We start from the raw sequence: 16,778 nt of genomic DNA, 5'->3' as shown, positions 1-16,778 counted from the left end.
GCTGCAAGCTGACCTCGAAATCGAACAGGAGGTTTCACATGAAGCATCCGATGATTTTTGCAATCGCAGGCGTCAATTCGCTCACGAGTCGGAAAGTAGCCGCGGCGTCCAACCATCACGACGGCGCCGAGACAAGTCAACTTGGATGGGGAACACGGTTCCTAAGCTGGTGTGTCCAGTGTTCGGAGCGGTCGCGGCAGCGGCAAGCCCTGGCGGAGCTCGATGACCACCATCTCAAGGACATCGGCAAGACGCGGCAAGACGCCATGGCCGAAGCAGCCAAGCCGTTCTGGAAATGACGCCGTTCATCGCGCACTTGCTGCCGCCGATGTCCATGCCTCGGGCGGAAATTCGCGTCTGTCACTCGTCGAGAGTGCGACTACGTGGATTTGTGCTGAAGACCACCGCGCGGCTCAAGTGCTGCGAATTAGCCGTCAACACCTGAGGAGAGCACTATGCCCAACCATCAGCGCGCTGCTGCGCACAGGACAACGCCTGCCCTCCAGCCCGGTTCGATCTCGGGCGAGACAAGGCTGCGCGCGGCTGATCAACCGATCGTCACCACGCAGGCTGCCATCATCGGCGGCGGTCCCGCCGGTCTACTGCTCTCCCACATGCTCGCCCGCAACGGCGTCGACAGCATCGTGCTGGAGCGGCAGAGCCGCGGCCATGTGCTCGAGCGCATCCGCGCCGGAGTGCTGGAAGCGGGAACGATCGAACTCTTGCGCGAGGTCGGCCTCGGCGCGCGCATGGATCGGGAGGGACGTGTCCATGACGGCTCGGGCATAGCGTGGGAAGGCAAGCCGCACTTCTTCATCGACACCCGCAAGTTCACCGGCCGACCGATGATGTCCTATGGCCAGACCGCGATCACCGAGGATCTCTATGCCGCGCGCGACGCGGCTGGCGGCGTCGTGATCGATGACGCGGCAAACGTCGCGCTGCACGAGCTGACGTCGGACCGCCCGCACGTGACCTACGAAAAGGGCGGGCAGACCCGCCGGATCGATTGCGACTATGTCGCTGGCTGCGACGGCCACCATGGCGTGAGCCGGCAATCGATCCCGGCGTCGGTGCTGCGCACGTTCGCGCGCGGCTATCCGTTCGGCTGGCTCGGCATCATGTCGGAGACGCCGCCCTATCCGGAGATCTGCTATTGCTATCATTCGCGCGGCTTCGCGCTCGCCTCGCAGCGCAGCCCGATGCTGAGCCGCTACTACATCCAGTGCGATCTCGACGCCCGCATCGAGGACTGGCCGGACGACCGCTTCTGGGAGGAATTGAAGGCGCGCTGCCCGAAGGACATGGCCGACAGCATCGTGACCGGTCCCTCGATCGAGAAATCGATCGCGCCGCTACGGAGCTTTGTCGCCGAGCCGATGCGCTATGGTCGCCTGTTTCTGGCGGGCGACGCAGCGCACATTGTCCCTCCCACAGGAGCGAAAGGTCTCAACCTCGCGGTCTCCGACGTGTTCTACCTCTCGCGCGCGTTGACCGAGGCCTTGAAGGCCGGCCGCACCCACTATCTCGACGGCTATTCCGATATGGCGCTGCGCCGGGTGTGGAGCGCCGAGCGCATGTCGTGGTGGCTGACCACGTTAATCCACCAGTTCCCTAATGAAGCGCCGTTCGACCGGCGCATGCGCGAGAACCAGTTCGATTACCTTCTTGCGTCGGAGCGTGCGCAGGCATCGCTCGCCGAGCAGTATGTCGGCCTGCCATTTGAGAGCTGATGCCGCGAGCGCTACGCTTCGCTGCCGCAATCGCTCGCAGCGCCTTATCGGCCCGATTGTCCGAATCCCGAAATCACCCCGTAACTTGGCCTGCTGAGATATGAAGCTGCGAACTAACCGTCAACACTGAGGAATGCGCCATGCTCGACCATCTCCAGCGCGCTGCTGCGCGCACTACAACGCTTGCCCGCCAGCCCGGTTCGATCTCGGGCGAGACAAAGCTGCGGGCGGTCGATCAGCCGACTGCCGCCACGCCGGAGCTTCCTTCCGCCGTCCCGCTGATGGCGCTTTCAACCGGTTTCTGGGCCTTCAAGACTCTGGCCGCTGCGCACGAGTTGGACCTCTTCAGCCGCCTTGCGGGCGGCGCCGGCATCACAGTTGCCGGGCTGGCGGAAGCCCTCGGCCTGCATCCACGCCCGGCCGAGATGCTGTTGACCGGCTGCGCTGCACTCGGGCTTCTGGAGAAAACAGACGGCCGTTATCGCAATACGCCGTTAAGCGAAGCCTATCTCGTGCGCGGGAAACCGTATTACTTCGGTGGCTTCGTGCAGATGGCCGACAAGCGGCTCTACGCGGGCTGGGGGAGGCTCACAGAGGCGCTGCGCACGAACCGGCCAACCACGTGGGACCCGGCAGTGCAATCCTCGATGTTCGATGGCGAGGATCCGACGGTGCTGGCACTGTTCTGGGAGGCGATGCATTCGCTCTCCACGATGACCGCGCGCAAGCTCGGCGAAGCCGTGGATCTCAGTCATTTCCGCCGCCTTCTGGACATCGGCGGCGGATCGGGCGCGTACGACATCGAGCTTTGCAAACTGTATGGGGAGTTGCGCGCGACCGTATTTGATCTGCCGCATGTGGCCGCGATCGCCGCGGGAAAAATTACCGAGGCCGGCTTGACCGACCGCATCGAGACCGCCGGCGGCAACTTCTTCGAACGGCTTCCCGGAGATCACGACGTGCATCTCCTGTCGATGATCCTGCACGATTGGGATGAGGCGAAGAACCGCGCGTTGCTGCGCCGGTCCTTCGAGGCTTTGGCGAGCGGCGGCGCGGTCGTCATCAGCGAGCTTCTCGTCAATGACGAAAAGACCGCGCCGGCGCCGGCCGCGCTGATGAGCCTCAACATGCTGATCGAGACGGAAGGACGAAACTACACGCCGACCGAATATTCGGCGTGGCTCGACGAAGCCGGCTTCCGGCACATCGAGACGATCTGGTTCGACGCACCCGCCGCGAACGGCGCCGTGATCGGCCGCAAACCATAAGGCGCAAAGCTGAGTGCAGAGGAGAGACCAACCAATCGAAGCCAGGGAGGCAAATCATGTTGCGGATTTCAGTTCGTCTTGCATTCGTGACCGCGTCAGTTATCGCGCTTCCAGCGTTCGCGGCCATGGCCGACGATTCACAGATCACGCGCGGCAAATATCTCGTCACGCTCGGCGGCTGCAACGACTGCCACACGCCGGGATACTTCTTCGGGAATCCCGACATGTCACGCTTTCTCGGCGGCTCGGATGTGGGCTTCGAGATTCCGGGTCAAGGTGTCTTTGTGGGCCCAAACATCACACCCGACAGAAAGACCGGCATCGGTAATTGGACCCCAGAGCAGATCGTGAAGGCGATACAGGTCGGTGAACGGCCGGACGGCCGCATCCTGGCGCCGATCATGCCTTGGCACGCTTTTGCGACACTCACAGCGGAGGACGCCATGGCGATCGCGGCTTTTCTCCAAAGTTTGAACCCGGTCAGCAACCAGACTCCCGGTCCGTTCAAACCCGGGGAAAAGGTTTCGACCTTCATGTTCCGGATTGTGCCACCGGGCGAAACCGCAGCGGCTGCGGCCAAGTAGTCTGGGTCTTATCCAAACAATACTCCGCATTTGTTTAGCGTAAGCGGACGTCGCGGGTTCGTGCGCCAACGTCTGAGATTGACGCCGCACCAGTTTCGCAGAAACGACCTCATCTGAACGCAACGAACGCGATCGAAGACGAATAAAAACGCAGTGTTCTGCCGCAGATTGGGCGGGCTCATCGCACGAAACGATCACTTATCAGGTCATCATTTGGCCGGCTGTCGAGCTACCGCATCAGAAACGCATAGTTTCGTCGCTCATCGCATCAGTTCTACGGTCCTTAAACTGCCGCTCCACATGCGATCGCGCTACGGTCTCTCCACGACAATCACTTCTGCACAGGGACCCAATCGCAGACGACGGTTCACCCCGGCCCTCGCGCTCGCGGCCTTTGATCGTTGAGCGGAACAATCTCCACCGTGGCACTTTCGGTGGTGCGGCCGCGCTCGATCGTCAGCCGCACCTGCCGTCCGACCTGAGTCAGTCCGATCAGGTTGCGCATCTGCGTGGCGCTGCGAATTGGGATGTCGTTGGCCTTGAGTATGATGTCGCCGCGGCGCAGCCCTGCGCGTTCGGCCGGTGAGCCGGGGCTGACTTCCTTGATGCGGGCGCCCTGCACCGAACCGGCGGCCGGCGCTTCCAGATCCTCCAGTGCAATGCCGATACGCCCGCGCTCGACCCGGCCGGTTTGCGCAAGCTGTTCCATGACCTTGCGCGCCATGTTGATCGGCACTGCAAAGCCGATGCCGACATTGCCGCCACCGGGCGAGATGATCGCGGTGTTGATGCCGACCAGTTCGCCTCGGAGGTTGATCAGCCCGCCGCCGGAATTGCCGGGATTGATCGCCGCATCGGTCTGGATGAAATCCTCATAGCCGTGCTTGCCGAGCCCGGTGCGCCCGAGCGCACTGACCAGGCCCGAGGTGACGGTTTGGCCGAGGCCAAAGGGATTGCCGACCGCAATCACGAAGTCGCCGACTTGTAGCGCTTCGCTGTCGCCGAGCGCAATGGCTTTCAACTCGGCGGGCTCCCTGATCTGCAGCAGCGCGATATCGGTTGGCGCGTCGCGGCCGACCACTCTGCCGGCAAACTTGCGGCCGTCCTTGGTCCTGATCTGCACCGCCGTGGCGTTGGCCACGACATGGTTCGCCGTCAGTACATAGCCTCGCTGCGCATCGACGATCACGCCCGAGCCAGTGGCGTTGACTTCCTTCTCCAGTTGCTTGGGGACGTTGAAGAACTCACGGAAGAGCGGATCCTGGTAGAGCGGGTTGTCTTCCTTCACTCGCCCCTGCACCGAAATGTTGACGACCGCCGGCGTGACCTCCTTGACGAGCGGCGCAAGGGTCGCCACGCGACCTGTGGTCAGATCTGGAATCTGGGCGACGGCCGGCGCTCCCCACAGCGCCCACACCAGCCCCGAGACGACGGTCAGTCGTCCGAGCAAACGCAAAAGCTGCATGGTTTCTCCCCGACAAAATGTGCCTGGCGGCCCCCAGTGGTGACCTCGGCGCCGATAAGCTGGGTGAGCGGAAATGGCCGTTCAAGGGGCCTTGGCAGTCGGAGGTCCGGAGTGACAAAAAATTTTTGCCGTACCCCTTGAAGCGCTTTTTTTCTCTTCCTAGGTCGTTTTGCGCCTGGGGGCCGGTTCCGGACCCGGCTTTTTAGACATCGCTGACCTGACAAGGAGGATGCGCATGCATTTCCGTCCACTGCACGACCGCGTGCTCGTGCGCCGCATCGACGCCGAGGAGAAGACCGCCGGCGGCATCATCATTCCCGATACCGCGAAGGAAAAACCGCAGGAGGGCGAGATCGTCGCCGCGGGGCCGGGCGCGAGGAATGAGCAAGGCCAGTTGATCCCAATCGACGTCAAGCTGGGAGACCGCGTGCTGTTTGGCAAGTGGTCCGGCACCGAGGTGAAGATCGACGGCCAGGACTACCTGATCATGAAGGAGAGCGACCTTCTGGGCGTGGTCGACAAGGCCGGCTCGGCCAGGAAGGCCGCCTGAGTACGCTTTCCGAAGCTGCAGTCATCGAACGAGAAAGGAGCAGAGACATGGCTGCCAAGGAAGTAAAATTCTCCACCGAAGCCCGTGAACGGATGCTGCGGGGAGTGGATACGCTGGCCAATGCAGTGAAGGTCACGCTTGGCCCCAAGGGACGCAACGTCGTGCTCGAAAAATCCTTCGGCGCGCCGCGCATCACCAAAGACGGTGTCACTGTCGCCAAGGAAATCGAGCTGGAGGACAAGTTCGAGAACATGGGCGCGCAAATGGTGCGCGAAGTCGCCTCCAAGACCAGTGACCTCGCTGGCGACGGCACGACAACCGCGACCGTGCTGGCCCAGGCCATCGTGAAGGAAGGCGCGAAATCGGTCGCCGCCGGCATGAACCCGATGGACCTGAAACGCGGCATCGATCTCGCCGTCGAGGCTATCGTGAAGGACCTGAAGGCGCATGTGAAGAAGGTCACTTCCAACGAGGAGATCGCTCAGATCGCCACTATCTCGGCCAACGGCGATACCGAGATCGGCCGCTTCCTGGCCGATGCCATGCAGAAGGTCGGCAACGAAGGCGTTATTACGGTAGAGGAAGCCAAGAGCCTCGATACCGAGCTCGAGGTGGTGGAAGGCATGCAATTCGACAGGGGCTATGTATCCCCCTACTTCGTCACCAACGCCGAGAAGATGCGGGTCGAGCTCGAAGACACGTACATCCTGATCCACGAGAAGAAGCTATCCAGCCTGCAGCCGATGCTACCGCTGCTCGAAGCCGTCGTGCAGTCCGGCAAGCCGCTGCTCGTGGTCGCCGAGGATGTCGAGGGCGAGGCGCTGGCAACCCTGGTGGTCAACCGGTTGCGCGGCGGGCTGAAGGTCGCGGCGGTAAAGGCTCCGGGCTTTGGCGATCGCCGCAAGGCCATGCTGGAGGATATCGCGATCCTCACCGGTGGCACGGCGATCTCGGAAGACCTTGGCATCAAGCTGGAGAACGTCACGCTCAAGACGCTCGGCCGCGCCAAGAAGGTCGTGATCGACAAGGAGAACACGACCATCGTGAATGGTGCCGGCGCCAAGAAGGACATTGAGGCCCGCGTTGCCCAGATCAAAGCGCAGATCGAGGAGACCACCTCCGACTACGATCGCGAAAAGCTGCAGGAGCGGCTTGCGAAACTGGCCGGCGGTGTGGCCGTGATCCGTGTCGGCGGCGCGACCGAGGTCGAGGTCAAGGAGCGCAAGGACCGGGTGGATGATGCGATGCACGCCACCCGCGCCGCGGTCGAGGAAGGCATCTTGCCGGGCGGCGGCGTGGCGCTGCTTCGCGCGCTGAAGGCACTGAGCGGACTCAAGACGGCAAATGACGACCAGAAGGCCGGCGTAGAGATCGTGCGCCGCGCCATCCAGATGCCCGCGCGGCAGATCGTCGAGAATGCGGGCGAGGACGGCTCGCTGGTGGTCGGCAAGCTGCTCGAGAACTCCAGCTACAACTGGGGCTTCAACGCCGCAACCGGCGAGTACCAGGACCTGGTGAAAGCCGGCGTGATCGATCCCGCCAAGGTCGTGCGCACCGCGTTGCAAGACGCGGCTTCCGTCGCAGCTCTGCTGATTACCACGGAAGCACTTGTCGCCGACAAGCCAAAGAAGTCCGAGCCGGCCGCCGCCGCGCCGCCGATGGACTTCTGATCAAGCACGAGACCGGCCGGAGACGGCCGGGCTCTCTCCCCAACCACTAGGATAAAGGAAAACACAAGCACCAGGGAGCCTCAGATGAGCACTCGCATTCGAGATCGATCGCGCAAGAGCGGGGCGACTGCAATGCATTGGCTCATGTTCGCCCTCAGCCTTCTCACGATCGCGTGGATCAGTTTTCCAAGGACAGGAGGATGAGATGATCAGGTCGTACACACTCGGCTCCGCTCGTGCGGAGACTTCCGGACGCAGCGCCAGCAGGATCGTCGCAGGCGCCTTTGCCATGGCGACGATGTTTCTGCCGCTTGGCGCATGGGGCATGGACAGCACGCCCAGACCGGCGCTCGACAGGGCTGGCAACTTGCTTCCGCTCCCACCCATTCCCTATTTAGAGTCGATGCGCTGGATGAGCTGGAAGCCGAGCGCGCCGCTTTTCAAGACCGATACCTTGCTATTGCCGTACAATATGCAGCCCGGCCTCTTCCAAATTCCATCCGAGCATGAGCGCAGCCTCCCGCGAGTGAGCTGAGTCCCAAAGCGGCGCGATCGGCGCTGCTCGCGGGTCGCGCCTCGAGTGCAACAATGTTCGAATTGGCACACTGGCCCCAAGGCTCCTAGCGGCCCGATCCGCCCTCCCTGACGCGGTACGTGCTTCCTGATCGAGAGCGAACGGCGGGTCATTGTGCACTGCCGAAGCTTGCTGGAGCGGGACGGCCTTTCCGGCAAGGAGCTCCGCAGGGCGACGCGTCTCGCCCGCGAGGCCGAAGCGGAACTGTAGCGCCTGGCGGCGTAACCTTCGCCAGAAAAATTTCAGCAAGAACCTTGAAACCATTGCCCTTTCTCCTAGTTCTGTTTTTGCCGCAAGGCTGCGGCGCCGGATGCCAGATCGGGTCCGGCAGACTGAACTGGGCGCCGGACCGGTGTCCTGCGCTCCTTCGTATCCATCTTGCTCTTAGGAGGACTTGGCTATGAGGAACTTCGATTTCACCCCCCTATGGCGATCGACCATCGGGTTCGATCGCATCTTCGACCTGCTCGACGAGACACAAAGGACCGTCGAGGAAAACTATCCGCCCTACAACATCGAACGGCTGGGCGAAGATCATTACCAGATCTCGCTCGCGCTCGCCGGCTTCAGCCCGGACGAGATCGCGATCACGGCCGAGCAGAACGTGCTGACCGTCGAGGGCCGCAAGGCCGACGAGGCGAAACGCGATTATCTCTATCGCGGCATCCCGGCCAAAGGCTTCAAGCGCCAATTCAACCTAGCCGACTATGTGCAGGTGAGGACGGCGGCGTTTGATAACGGGCTGCTGCGGATCGAGCTCGCCCGCGAGCTGCCCGAGGCCATGAAGCCCCGCAGCATTCCGATCGGCGGCGCCGAGCAGATCACCCACAAGCAGGCGGCCTGACGCCGTCGGTGTCTAACGACATTGGTGCGCACGGGGGCGGCATCCGCACCGCCGGCGCACCTGACAGAAAGGAGTCCAACATGGCAATTCGCGATCTAATTCCGTGGAATAAGAACCAGCAGCTCACGAGGGGCGAGGCTTACGATCCGTTTCTGACGCTTCACCGCGAGATGAATCGTCTTTTCGACGACGTCTTCCGCGGGTTTGGCAGCTTCGGCAGCGTCGGCCGGCTCGGCGCCCCGCTGATGGAAGGCCAGTTCGGTTGGCCGCGCATCGAGCTCAACGAAACCGACAAGACCGTGACGGTTTCCGCCGAGCTTCCGGGACTGAGCGAAAAGGACGTCCAGGTCGAAATCGCCAACGGCGTCCTGTCGATCCGCGGTGAGAAGAAGGCCGAACACGACAATGGCGGGCGTTATAGCGAGCGCTACTACGGCTCGTTCGAGCGCCGTATCCCGCTCGATGGCGTCCAGGAAGACAAAGCCGAAGCCAACTTCCGCAATGGCATCCTCACGGTGAGCCTGCCGAAGACCGAGCAGGCCAGCCAGAGTGTCAAACGGATCGCCATCAACACCACCAACTAACGTGCCAGGACGGCGGTGTCAGCGCCGCCGTCCGCCATCGCCTGGAGAAAGGAACAAGAGGAGATCAAGACATGAGCCGCCCTGATCGTTTGACGGGCAGCGTGGATGCCCGATTTCATCCTGTATCCCACTATAATTCGCCAGCCGATGTCCTGAATGACGAGGTGCTGTCGCCTCCTGAGAAACGGGTCATTCTCTCCTCCTGGGCTTCGGACCTGTACGCCGTCGATTCCTGCCCAGCCCTTCGCAAGATTCCGGGGCTCGCGGCTCCCATGCATCTCGAGGACATCCTCGCAGCGTTGCGGCAGCTCGACGAGGAGGAGAATGCGCCTGGGGTCGGAGCCGCTGCCGTACGGTTCAGCGCCCAAGCACAGCAAGCAGCGAGAAATCGCCAGCCCCGCATCGCCATCTCGGCGAAGTCACGGTGGAGCAGTGAGTCCAATGTTCGGCGGTATCGCCGCTTGCTCGCAACGCACTTGACGGAAAACGAGCGGCGGTTCGTCGAGCACAGACTGGCCGAGGAGCTTGCTCAACTCAGAAGTCAAAGCAATGTCGCTGAATCGTCGGAGTCTCAGTGAGAGATCCGGGGCCGCGGCACTTCTGGTGGCGCGGCCAAGCGCGTGAACAACGGGGCGGCCATTGGCAAGCCCGGCCCAGAGTAACGAAGGACGGACTGAAATGAGGATTGCTCAGATTGCCCCGCTGTACGAGAGCGTGCCGCCGCGGCTCTATGGAGGAACGGAGCGGGTCGTCTCATACCTGACGGAGGAGTTGGTTCGGCAAGGGCACCAGGTGACACTGTTCGCGAGCGAGGATTCCATCACCTCTGCCGAACTTGTACCCTGCACGCCTCGCGCCTTACGCCTCGAGCCGAACGTCCGCGACGCAGTGCCCCACCACATGATTATGCTCGACAAGGTGCGTGAGCGCGCCGACGACTTCGACCTCCTCCACTTCCACATCGACTACATGCACTTCCCGCAGTTTCGCCCGGAGCGTGCGCGCACGCTAACCACCCTTCACGGCAGACAGGACCTTGCCGACCACATGCCTTTCTACCGGCGTTTCTCGGACATGCCGCTGGTATCGATTTCAAATGCGCAGCGGATGCCGCTGCCAAGCGCAAACTTTGTCGGGACAGTTCATCACGGCCTGCCGCTCGACCTACTGACGCCGAATTTCGAACCGAAAGGCTGCTACCTCGCATTTCTTGGGCGCATCTCCCCAGAGAAACGGCCGGACCGTGCTATCGCGATTGCGCGGGCGGCCTGCCTTCCACTCAAGATCGCGGCAAAGATCGATAAAGCAGATGACGGCTATTTCCGCGACGTTGTCGCTCCGATGCTGCAAGGAAGCGGCGTCGAATTCGTCGGCGAGATCAACGAAACCACAAAGAACGAATTTCTCGGCCAAGCTGCCGCATTACTGTTCCCGATCGACTGGCCCGAACCATTCGGTCTCGTGATGATCGAAGCTATGGCATGTGGTACCCCGGTGCTTGCCTTTCGCCGCGGGTCGGTCCCTGAGATCGTCGAGGACGGACTAACCGGCCGCATCGTGTCTGACGTCGACGAGGCGGTGCGAGCCATTCCCGGGCTGCTGGCCCTCGACCGCAAGGCGATCCGTGCGCGCTTCGAGGAGCGCTTCTCCGCCGCCCGAATGACAACGGACTATGTGAGGCTCTATCAAAAGATGCTCCGAGAGCACAACGCGCCCCGACGGCCGACTTTCGACACTCGCCGCCCGTTCGGCGACCATCGGCGGACACGGAGCAGAACCATCGTCCGCGGCACGGAAGGATAACTGAAACAGCAGGATCATGCAGGAACCGAAGGTCAGCCATGCCGACCAGCTCCTGTTACAGTATCTCCCCAACCAATGAGGAGGAACGGATTTACCTGGAATCGCTGATCCGAGAGGATTTCGAGCGATGCCATCCCGATGACACGTTCGAGGATCTCAAGCGGCGAGCGTCGTTTTCCAAAGAGGACAAGGGACTGTTGCGGGACTGGATGGCGGTAGCGGCGCGCCGCGCCGCTGCTGATCCGGCCAGGACATCGCGACTGACTACAGCCGCCTAGACCATCACAGACCTGCGCGTGTCGACCTCCGTTGAGGTGCGCGTAATCGGCCCATCGGTCTCGGATGGAAGAGCCCGGCGGAAACGCCGCGCGGGTGCATTAGCGGCGGGAGATACCACTGTGCGAGGAAACAAACCTGATTGGAACGCAACGAACGCGATCGAAGTCGAACAAAAACGCAGTGTTCTGCCGCTCATAACGGTCTGGTTGCAGGTTCGAGTCCTGCCCGGCCCACCAGCCTTCTGCCACGCCTTAGCTCCAGCCAGACTAGCGCTGCTTTCGTACCCGACTATGCCCTCCACCCATCAACCGTAGATTCGGCGGGCCTATCGCACGAAACGGCCAAACGAGGTCTCGCTTCCCGTCAGGCCGCCTTTTCCTTCACATATCGGCCGGGCGCAGATTCCCCGGGAGGATAAAGGTTGCTGCCGAGTTGCGTGCGCGCCGGCAGTTGCTCTTCCGCCCATGGCTTGAGCCAGGCAATCCAGTCGTTCCACCAACTGCCGGGCTTTTCATCGGCGCCGGCCAGCCATGTCGCCGGGTCGTCACACCGGTCGGTCGACACCCAATAGCTTCGCTTGTTCTTCGACGCCGGATTGATCACACCGGCGATATGTCCGCTCGCGCCGAGGACAAAGCGCGTGTCGCCGCCGAACAGGCCCGTCGTTCGATAGGCGGACCGCCACGGAACGATATGATCTTCGACGGTCGCGAGAACATAGGCAGGCAGGTCGACCCGCCCCAAATCGACTGACGTGTTGCACATCGTCAACCTGTTAGGCTCCCGGAGATTGTTCTCCAGGTACATGTTCCTGATGTACCAGCAATACATCGGTCCCGGCAGATTGGTTACGTCGGCATTCCAGAACAGGAGATCGAAACGCTCGGGCGACTTCCCCTTCAGGTAATTATTGATCACGTTCGGCCATATCAGCTCTTTCGAGCGCAGGGTCTGGAAGACGAACCCGAGCTCGGCGCCGCGGTAAATGCCGCCATTCCCGATCGTGAGCTCACGCTGTCGCACGCTTTCCTCGTCCACGAATACGCCGAGATCACCCGGCTCGCGGAAATCGAGCATGGTCGTCAGCAGTGTCACGCTGGCGACCGATTCGTCGCCTTGCGTCCGCAGGATAGCAAGCGCAGACGACAGGATCGTTCCGCCGACGCACCAGCCGACGACGTTGACCTTGTCGGCGCCGGAAATCGAACGGGCGATCTCGATAGAGCGCATTGCGCCATGCTCGACGTAATCATCCCACCCAAAATGCCCGCAAGAGGCATCCGGGTTGCGCCAGGAAACGATGAAGACCGTCATGCCTTGCTCGACCGCAAACCGCACGAAGGAATTGGCCGGCTGAAGGTCAAGAATGTAGAACTTGTTGATGCAGGGCGGCACGATCAGCAAGGGCCGCACAGCCACCTGCTCCGTCGCCGGTTCATATTGAATGAGTTGAAACAGATCGTTCTCGAATACCACCGCGCCCCTGGATGCCGCGACATCCTTTCCGACCTCGAAAGCGCCCTCGTCCGTGATCGTCAGACTGCCCTTGCCAAGATCTGACATCAAATTGTCCAGACCTGCCTTGAGGCTTTGGCCTTCGGTATCCGTCGCGAGCTTGATGACGTCGGGATTGGTGGTAACAAAATTGGTCGGACTCATCGCCTCGACGAGTTGGCGCGTAAAGAAGCGCAGCCGATGCTTTTCCTTTTCGTCCAGATCCAGCACTTCGACGAAGTCAGTGCAATAGCGCGAATTCAAGAGATAGCACTGCTTCAACAGACTGTAGAGCGAATTGTCCCGCCATTCCGTACCGTTGAACCGGCGATCGCCGCGCACAGGTTCGAGCGTCGCATCGGTCTGCATTCCTGCAGCCGATTTGAAGACGCTTTCCGTGAGCTGGTACAGACGCATCAGATGGTCGGCCTGCAACTCGGCGATACGCCCTGACGAACTCAGGGTTGAGCTGAACGCCGTGCCGTCGCGATCGGCATTCGGCACCCACCCCAGCGATCGCCACAGGCTCGCGCCCGCCTTCATGAACCCATCGACGAATTCGTCAGGAACGTTGAATGGTCGGTTCATCACTTACCCCTCACTCAGCAAGATTGAAGATCTCGTTCGTTTCCTGTTCGGGCAGCTTCTGTCTGGCGCCCTTCTCTCGTACGCGCCGAGAGCTTGTCTGCTGTTCAACGGTCCCATGGCTTCTGCCGTCAAGCCTGTTCGGGGCTTCGCAATGGCCGCTCTTTGTCGTCAGGAGCTGGAGCGAACAACTGTCCCCTCTCTGATCCCGTCAACATTGACGGAAAGACGCTTGATCTTGTCGTATAACGTCTGCTTCGGGATACCCAAAAGCATTGCGGTCGCCTGAACGTCGCCTTGCTTGCGCCGCAACGCGTCCTCGATGATCGACCGCTCGATGTTTTCCAATTGTCGAGGCAACGACACATCCGACGCGCCAAGTCCGGACTTGTTGATCGCCTTGCCGTCGAGCACGCCAAGCACGAAGCGATCGGCGACGTTGCGAAGCTCCCGTACGTTTCCCGGCCACGAATAGGCCAGCAAGACGGACAGCGTCTGCTCGTCCAATAGCGGCGCGTCGCGCTCGAACCGTCTGGCGGCATCCAGCGTGAAGTGCTCGAACAGCAAGGGAATATCCTCGCGCCGTTCTCGGAGCGGCGGCAGTTCGATGAATGCGACGCCGAGGCGATAGTAGAGATCGGCACGAAACAGCTTTTTCTCGCTCAGCTCGAGCAAATTCGCCTTGCTCGCCGCAACGACACGGCAATCCACGGAAATTGGCTTGTTCGAGCCGACGCGCTCGATCGATCGGTCCTGCAGCGACCTCAGCAACTTCACCTGCACGCTCAGCGGCATGCTTTCGATTTCGTCGAGGAACAGCGTTCCGCCATTCGCATATTCGATCTTTCCGATACGCTGACGGGTGGCGCCGGTAAATGCTCCCACCTCATGGCCGAACAACTCGCTCTCGACCAGCGATTCGGGGAGGCCGCCGCAGTTCACCGCAACATAATTGCCGCGGCGTCGGCCGCTGTGATTGTGGAGACAGCGCGCAACTACATCCTTGCCGGTTCCGGTTTCGCCATAGATCGTGACGTCAACATTGGTCGCGGCCAATGTGGATACGAGCCTGCGCACTTCCTGTATCTGCGGCGACCGTCCCAGCAAGCTCGCCTCGATGCCCTGTCGGTCCGCCAGGACAGATCGCAACGAGCGTACTTCCAGGGTGAGCCGTCGCTTTTCGGCCGCTCTGCGTACCACCGAGACGAGCTGCTCCGAGGAGCATGGCTTCTCGATGAAATCGTAGGCACCGTTCCGCATTGCCTGCACGGCCATGGAAATATCGCCATGCCCGGTGATCAGGATCACCGGCAGATCCTGGTCCAATCGGCGCAGATCGGACAGCCAGTCAAGGCCGCTCTTGCCGCGCAGGCGCACGTCGCAGACCACGACAAACGGCATTTCGGAGCGAACGGCTCCATTAGCGGATTCAACCGAGACGAATCCCGAAACGGAAAATCCTGCAAGTTCGAGCGCCTGAACGCCGCCGATCCGGACATCGTCATCGTCCTCGACGTAGATCACTCCGATTGATTGGTCATCGCTCATTCGAAGCCTCTGTTGGGTCGGCCAATGGAAGGATCACGACAAATTCGGCACCACGCGGCATCAGGTTTCGCGCACGCAACTCACCACCAAAAGAGCGCGCAATGTGATTGGAGAGCATCAGACCAAGGCCGAGCCCTTTTCCTGCAGGCTTGGTCGTCACAAACGGCTCGAACATGCGCTGGAGAACGTCGGGCGCGATGGCCGGACCGCTGTTGCTGATGGCGACGCGGCAACGAGGGATCTGCCCGTCTTCCCTGGTCGCTCGAATCAGGACGGACTTCTGTTCCACGCTCTCTACAGCGTCCAGCGCATTCGCCACGATGTTGCACAACAGCTGCTCCAGCCGCGTCTGATCGGCAACGACGCAGAGATTCGCATCGATGTCCGTCACGACGTCGACTCGCCCCTCCTTGATGCGCGCGGCGAGTATCTTGAGGGATTCAGCCACGGCTTGTTCAACGGAGACCACGTCAAGCGGGCTGCTCGACTTGTACGCGAAAACCCGCAGTTGACCGGTCAAGCGCCCAAGCCGGCGTATCAATTCGCCAATCCGGGTGAGATTTCCACGGGCATCGCCGATCGACCCACGATCAACGAGCAAGATCGCATTGTCGGCAGCGGTCTGCAGCGCAGCCAACGGCTGGTTCAATTCGTGCACCATACCGGCCGACATCTGGCCGAGGGCGGCCAGCTTGCCGGCATGGACAAGCTCATCCTGCGCAGCCCGCAGTTCGGCGGTTCGTTCCTGCACCCTGATCTCAAGCATGTCGTTTGCGGCCTGCAATGCCGCCTGGTTGGCCAATCGTTGCTTGATCGCTCGCCTGCGCTGCTCAACGAGACCAAGCACCAGCAACGCAACAATGGCGGCGAGACCCGACATTGCGCCAATGATGAGCGCGGTCTGCCGTGTTGGCGCCTCGTCATCGAGAAGGATCAGCTTCCACTGACCGTGGTTGATTGGCCGTTCGCTGACGGTGTAGGCCGCGCCGTTTTCTACGGTGACGCGTGCAGCGCCTTCCGAGAACTGAGCAACAAAGGTCCATCGAAGCGGCGTGAGCTCGTGGTTTCCGTATGGCTTGGATCGCGAAATCTCGTCGTGCATCTGAAGCGACAGCGGCTCCATTGGACGAAAGCGCCACTCGTCGCGAGAGGAAAGTATCGCGATCCGGCGCTCGTCGAGCAGAAGAATATCGCTGTCAATGTCGCGCCACGCGCGCTCGAACGAATCGAGGTTGACTTTGACGGTGGCGATGCCCCTCGTCACTCCGCCCTCCTTCAGGGCATAGGAGAGATAGTAGCCAGCGCGGGCGCTGGTAATGCCGACACCGAAAAACGCTCCTCGGCCTTTCGAGAGAGCCTCGCTCACATATGGGCGATAGGACAGGTTCTCGCCAAACGGTGTACCCGGTTGGTCGAAATCAGCTGCGGCCAGCGTCGCGCCGGAGACGCCCAGGACGTAGAGGTTGTCAGCTCCCGCAAGCAGATTGATCGACTTCAGGTACAGGCTAACCGATTGCTGCAGCGCGGGATCGGCGGGATCGCCAAGCAGTCGGAAAACGCTCGGGGACGTCTCAAGCAGTGACGGCAAATATTCAAATCTGGAGAGATGACCGTCGAGCCTGGCCGCTTCCACCGCTAGCCGCTGCTGAGCAGCGACGTGCAAATGGTCCAGTCCGCGCTGGAATGCCACGGCATATCCAAGCCACGAAGCGGCAGCGACCAGGGCAAGGGCAGCTGTCCCACGAACAAGCCAACGTATGGAGCCCGATACCACCGAACTGACTTCGGGACTCCTCT

The 16,778-nt window shown here is 61.5% G+C and carries 16 protein-coding genes; 12 read left to right on the top strand and 4 right to left on the bottom strand.

What is annotated here, in order from left to right; translation table 11 throughout:
• Nucleotides 1–38 precede the first annotated feature (38 nt).
• The 4 genes from AC0QUY_RS04430 to AC0QUY_RS04415 all read left to right on the top strand — a co-directional run bounded on the left by AC0QUY_RS04430 (nt 39) and on the right by AC0QUY_RS04415 (nt 3,585).
• Nucleotides 39–299 carry a DUF1127 domain-containing protein gene (locus AC0QUY_RS04430; RefSeq protein WP_475385914.1) on the top strand — a complete coding sequence of 87 codons (261 nt, stop codon included), beginning with the start codon at nt 39–41 and terminating at the stop codon, nt 297–299.
• Nucleotides 300–455: 156 nt separating this feature from the next.
• On the top strand, nt 456–1,733 hold the full coding sequence (gene pobA, locus AC0QUY_RS04425) for a 4-hydroxybenzoate 3-monooxygenase (protein WP_475385913.1): 1,278 nt from the start codon (nt 456–458) through the stop codon (nt 1,731–1,733).
• A 140-nt stretch (nt 1,734–1,873) separates the two neighbouring features.
• Complete coding sequence (locus AC0QUY_RS04420) at nt 1,874–3,001, top strand: methyltransferase (RefSeq protein WP_475385912.1); 1,128 nt, start codon at nt 1,874–1,876, stop codon at nt 2,999–3,001.
• 56 nt (nt 3,002–3,057) lie between these two features.
• A complete protein-coding gene (locus tag AC0QUY_RS04415) occupies nt 3,058–3,585 on the top strand; it encodes a cytochrome c (protein ID WP_475385911.1) in 528 nt (175 codons plus the stop codon).
• Between the two features lie 367 nt (nt 3,586–3,952).
• On the opposite strand, the gene AC0QUY_RS04410 is transcribed toward AC0QUY_RS04415, so the two are convergent.
• Nucleotides 3,953–5,050, bottom strand: coding sequence for a trypsin-like peptidase domain-containing protein (locus tag AC0QUY_RS04410; RefSeq protein WP_475385910.1), 1,098 nt, complete (start codon nt 5,048–5,050; stop codon nt 3,953–3,955).
• Nucleotides 5,051–5,285: 235 nt separating this feature from the next.
• On the opposite strand from AC0QUY_RS04410, the gene groES reads away from it, so the two are divergent.
• The 8 genes from groES to AC0QUY_RS04370 all read left to right on the top strand — a co-directional run bounded on the left by groES (nt 5,286) and on the right by AC0QUY_RS04370 (nt 11,353).
• Nucleotides 5,286–5,600, top strand: coding sequence for a co-chaperone GroES (groES, locus tag AC0QUY_RS04405; protein ID WP_161852226.1), 315 nt, complete (start codon nt 5,286–5,288; stop codon nt 5,598–5,600).
• A gap of 47 nt (nt 5,601–5,647) precedes the next feature.
• Nucleotides 5,648–7,270, top strand: coding sequence for a chaperonin GroEL (gene groL / locus AC0QUY_RS04400; protein WP_161852225.1), 1,623 nt, complete (start codon nt 5,648–5,650; stop codon nt 7,268–7,270).
• Between the two features lie 205 nt (nt 7,271–7,475).
• On the top strand, nt 7,476–7,805 hold the full coding sequence (locus AC0QUY_RS04395) for a hypothetical protein (protein WP_161852224.1): 330 nt from the start codon (nt 7,476–7,478) through the stop codon (nt 7,803–7,805).
• A 439-nt stretch (nt 7,806–8,244) separates the two neighbouring features.
• Nucleotides 8,245–8,688, top strand: coding sequence for an Hsp20 family protein (locus AC0QUY_RS04390; protein ID WP_475385909.1), 444 nt, complete (start codon nt 8,245–8,247; stop codon nt 8,686–8,688).
• A gap of 80 nt (nt 8,689–8,768) precedes the next feature.
• Nucleotides 8,769–9,272 carry an Hsp20/alpha crystallin family protein gene (locus AC0QUY_RS04385; protein WP_475385908.1) on the top strand — a complete coding sequence of 168 codons (504 nt, stop codon included), beginning with the start codon at nt 8,769–8,771 and terminating at the stop codon, nt 9,270–9,272.
• A gap of 71 nt (nt 9,273–9,343) precedes the next feature.
• Entirely contained in the window at nt 9,344–9,850 is a 507-nt protein-coding gene (locus AC0QUY_RS04380) for a hypothetical protein (protein ID WP_475385907.1), read from the top strand.
• A 100-nt stretch (nt 9,851–9,950) separates the two neighbouring features.
• Nucleotides 9,951–11,075 carry a glycosyltransferase family 4 protein gene (locus AC0QUY_RS04375; protein WP_475385906.1) on the top strand — a complete coding sequence of 375 codons (1,125 nt, stop codon included), beginning with the start codon at nt 9,951–9,953 and terminating at the stop codon, nt 11,073–11,075.
• Between the two features lie 38 nt (nt 11,076–11,113).
• The gene (locus AC0QUY_RS04370) at nt 11,114–11,353 is read left to right on the top strand and encodes a hypothetical protein (RefSeq protein ID WP_475385905.1); all 240 of its coding nucleotides are present in this window, start codon (nt 11,114–11,116) and stop codon (nt 11,351–11,353) included.
• Between the two features lie 364 nt (nt 11,354–11,717).
• Here AC0QUY_RS04370 and phaC read toward each other — a convergent pair whose 3' ends face one another.
• From phaC to AC0QUY_RS04355, 3 genes are all read right to left on the bottom strand, one after another.
• Nucleotides 11,718–13,436: a class I poly(R)-hydroxyalkanoic acid synthase gene (gene phaC, locus AC0QUY_RS04365; protein WP_475385904.1), complete on the bottom strand. Its 1,719-nt coding sequence runs from the start codon at nt 13,434–13,436 to the stop codon at nt 11,718–11,720.
• A 168-nt stretch (nt 13,437–13,604) separates the two neighbouring features.
• The gene (locus AC0QUY_RS04360; RefSeq protein WP_475385903.1) at nt 13,605–14,981 is read right to left on the bottom strand and encodes a sigma-54-dependent transcriptional regulator; all 1,377 of its coding nucleotides are present in this window, start codon (nt 14,979–14,981) and stop codon (nt 13,605–13,607) included.
• Nucleotides 14,971–16,671, bottom strand: a complete 1,701-nt coding sequence (locus AC0QUY_RS04355; protein WP_475385902.1) for a sensor histidine kinase — start codon at nt 16,669–16,671, stop codon at nt 14,971–14,973. Before AC0QUY_RS04355 ends, AC0QUY_RS04360 begins: the two co-directional genes overlap by 11 nt.
• Nucleotides 16,672–16,778 lie beyond the last annotated feature (107 nt).

Source organism: Bradyrhizobium sp. WYCCWR15520, assembly GCF_056174665.1.
The sequence above is the reverse complement of the archived record's forward strand: the minus strand, read 5'-3'. Positions and strand labels throughout refer to the sequence as shown.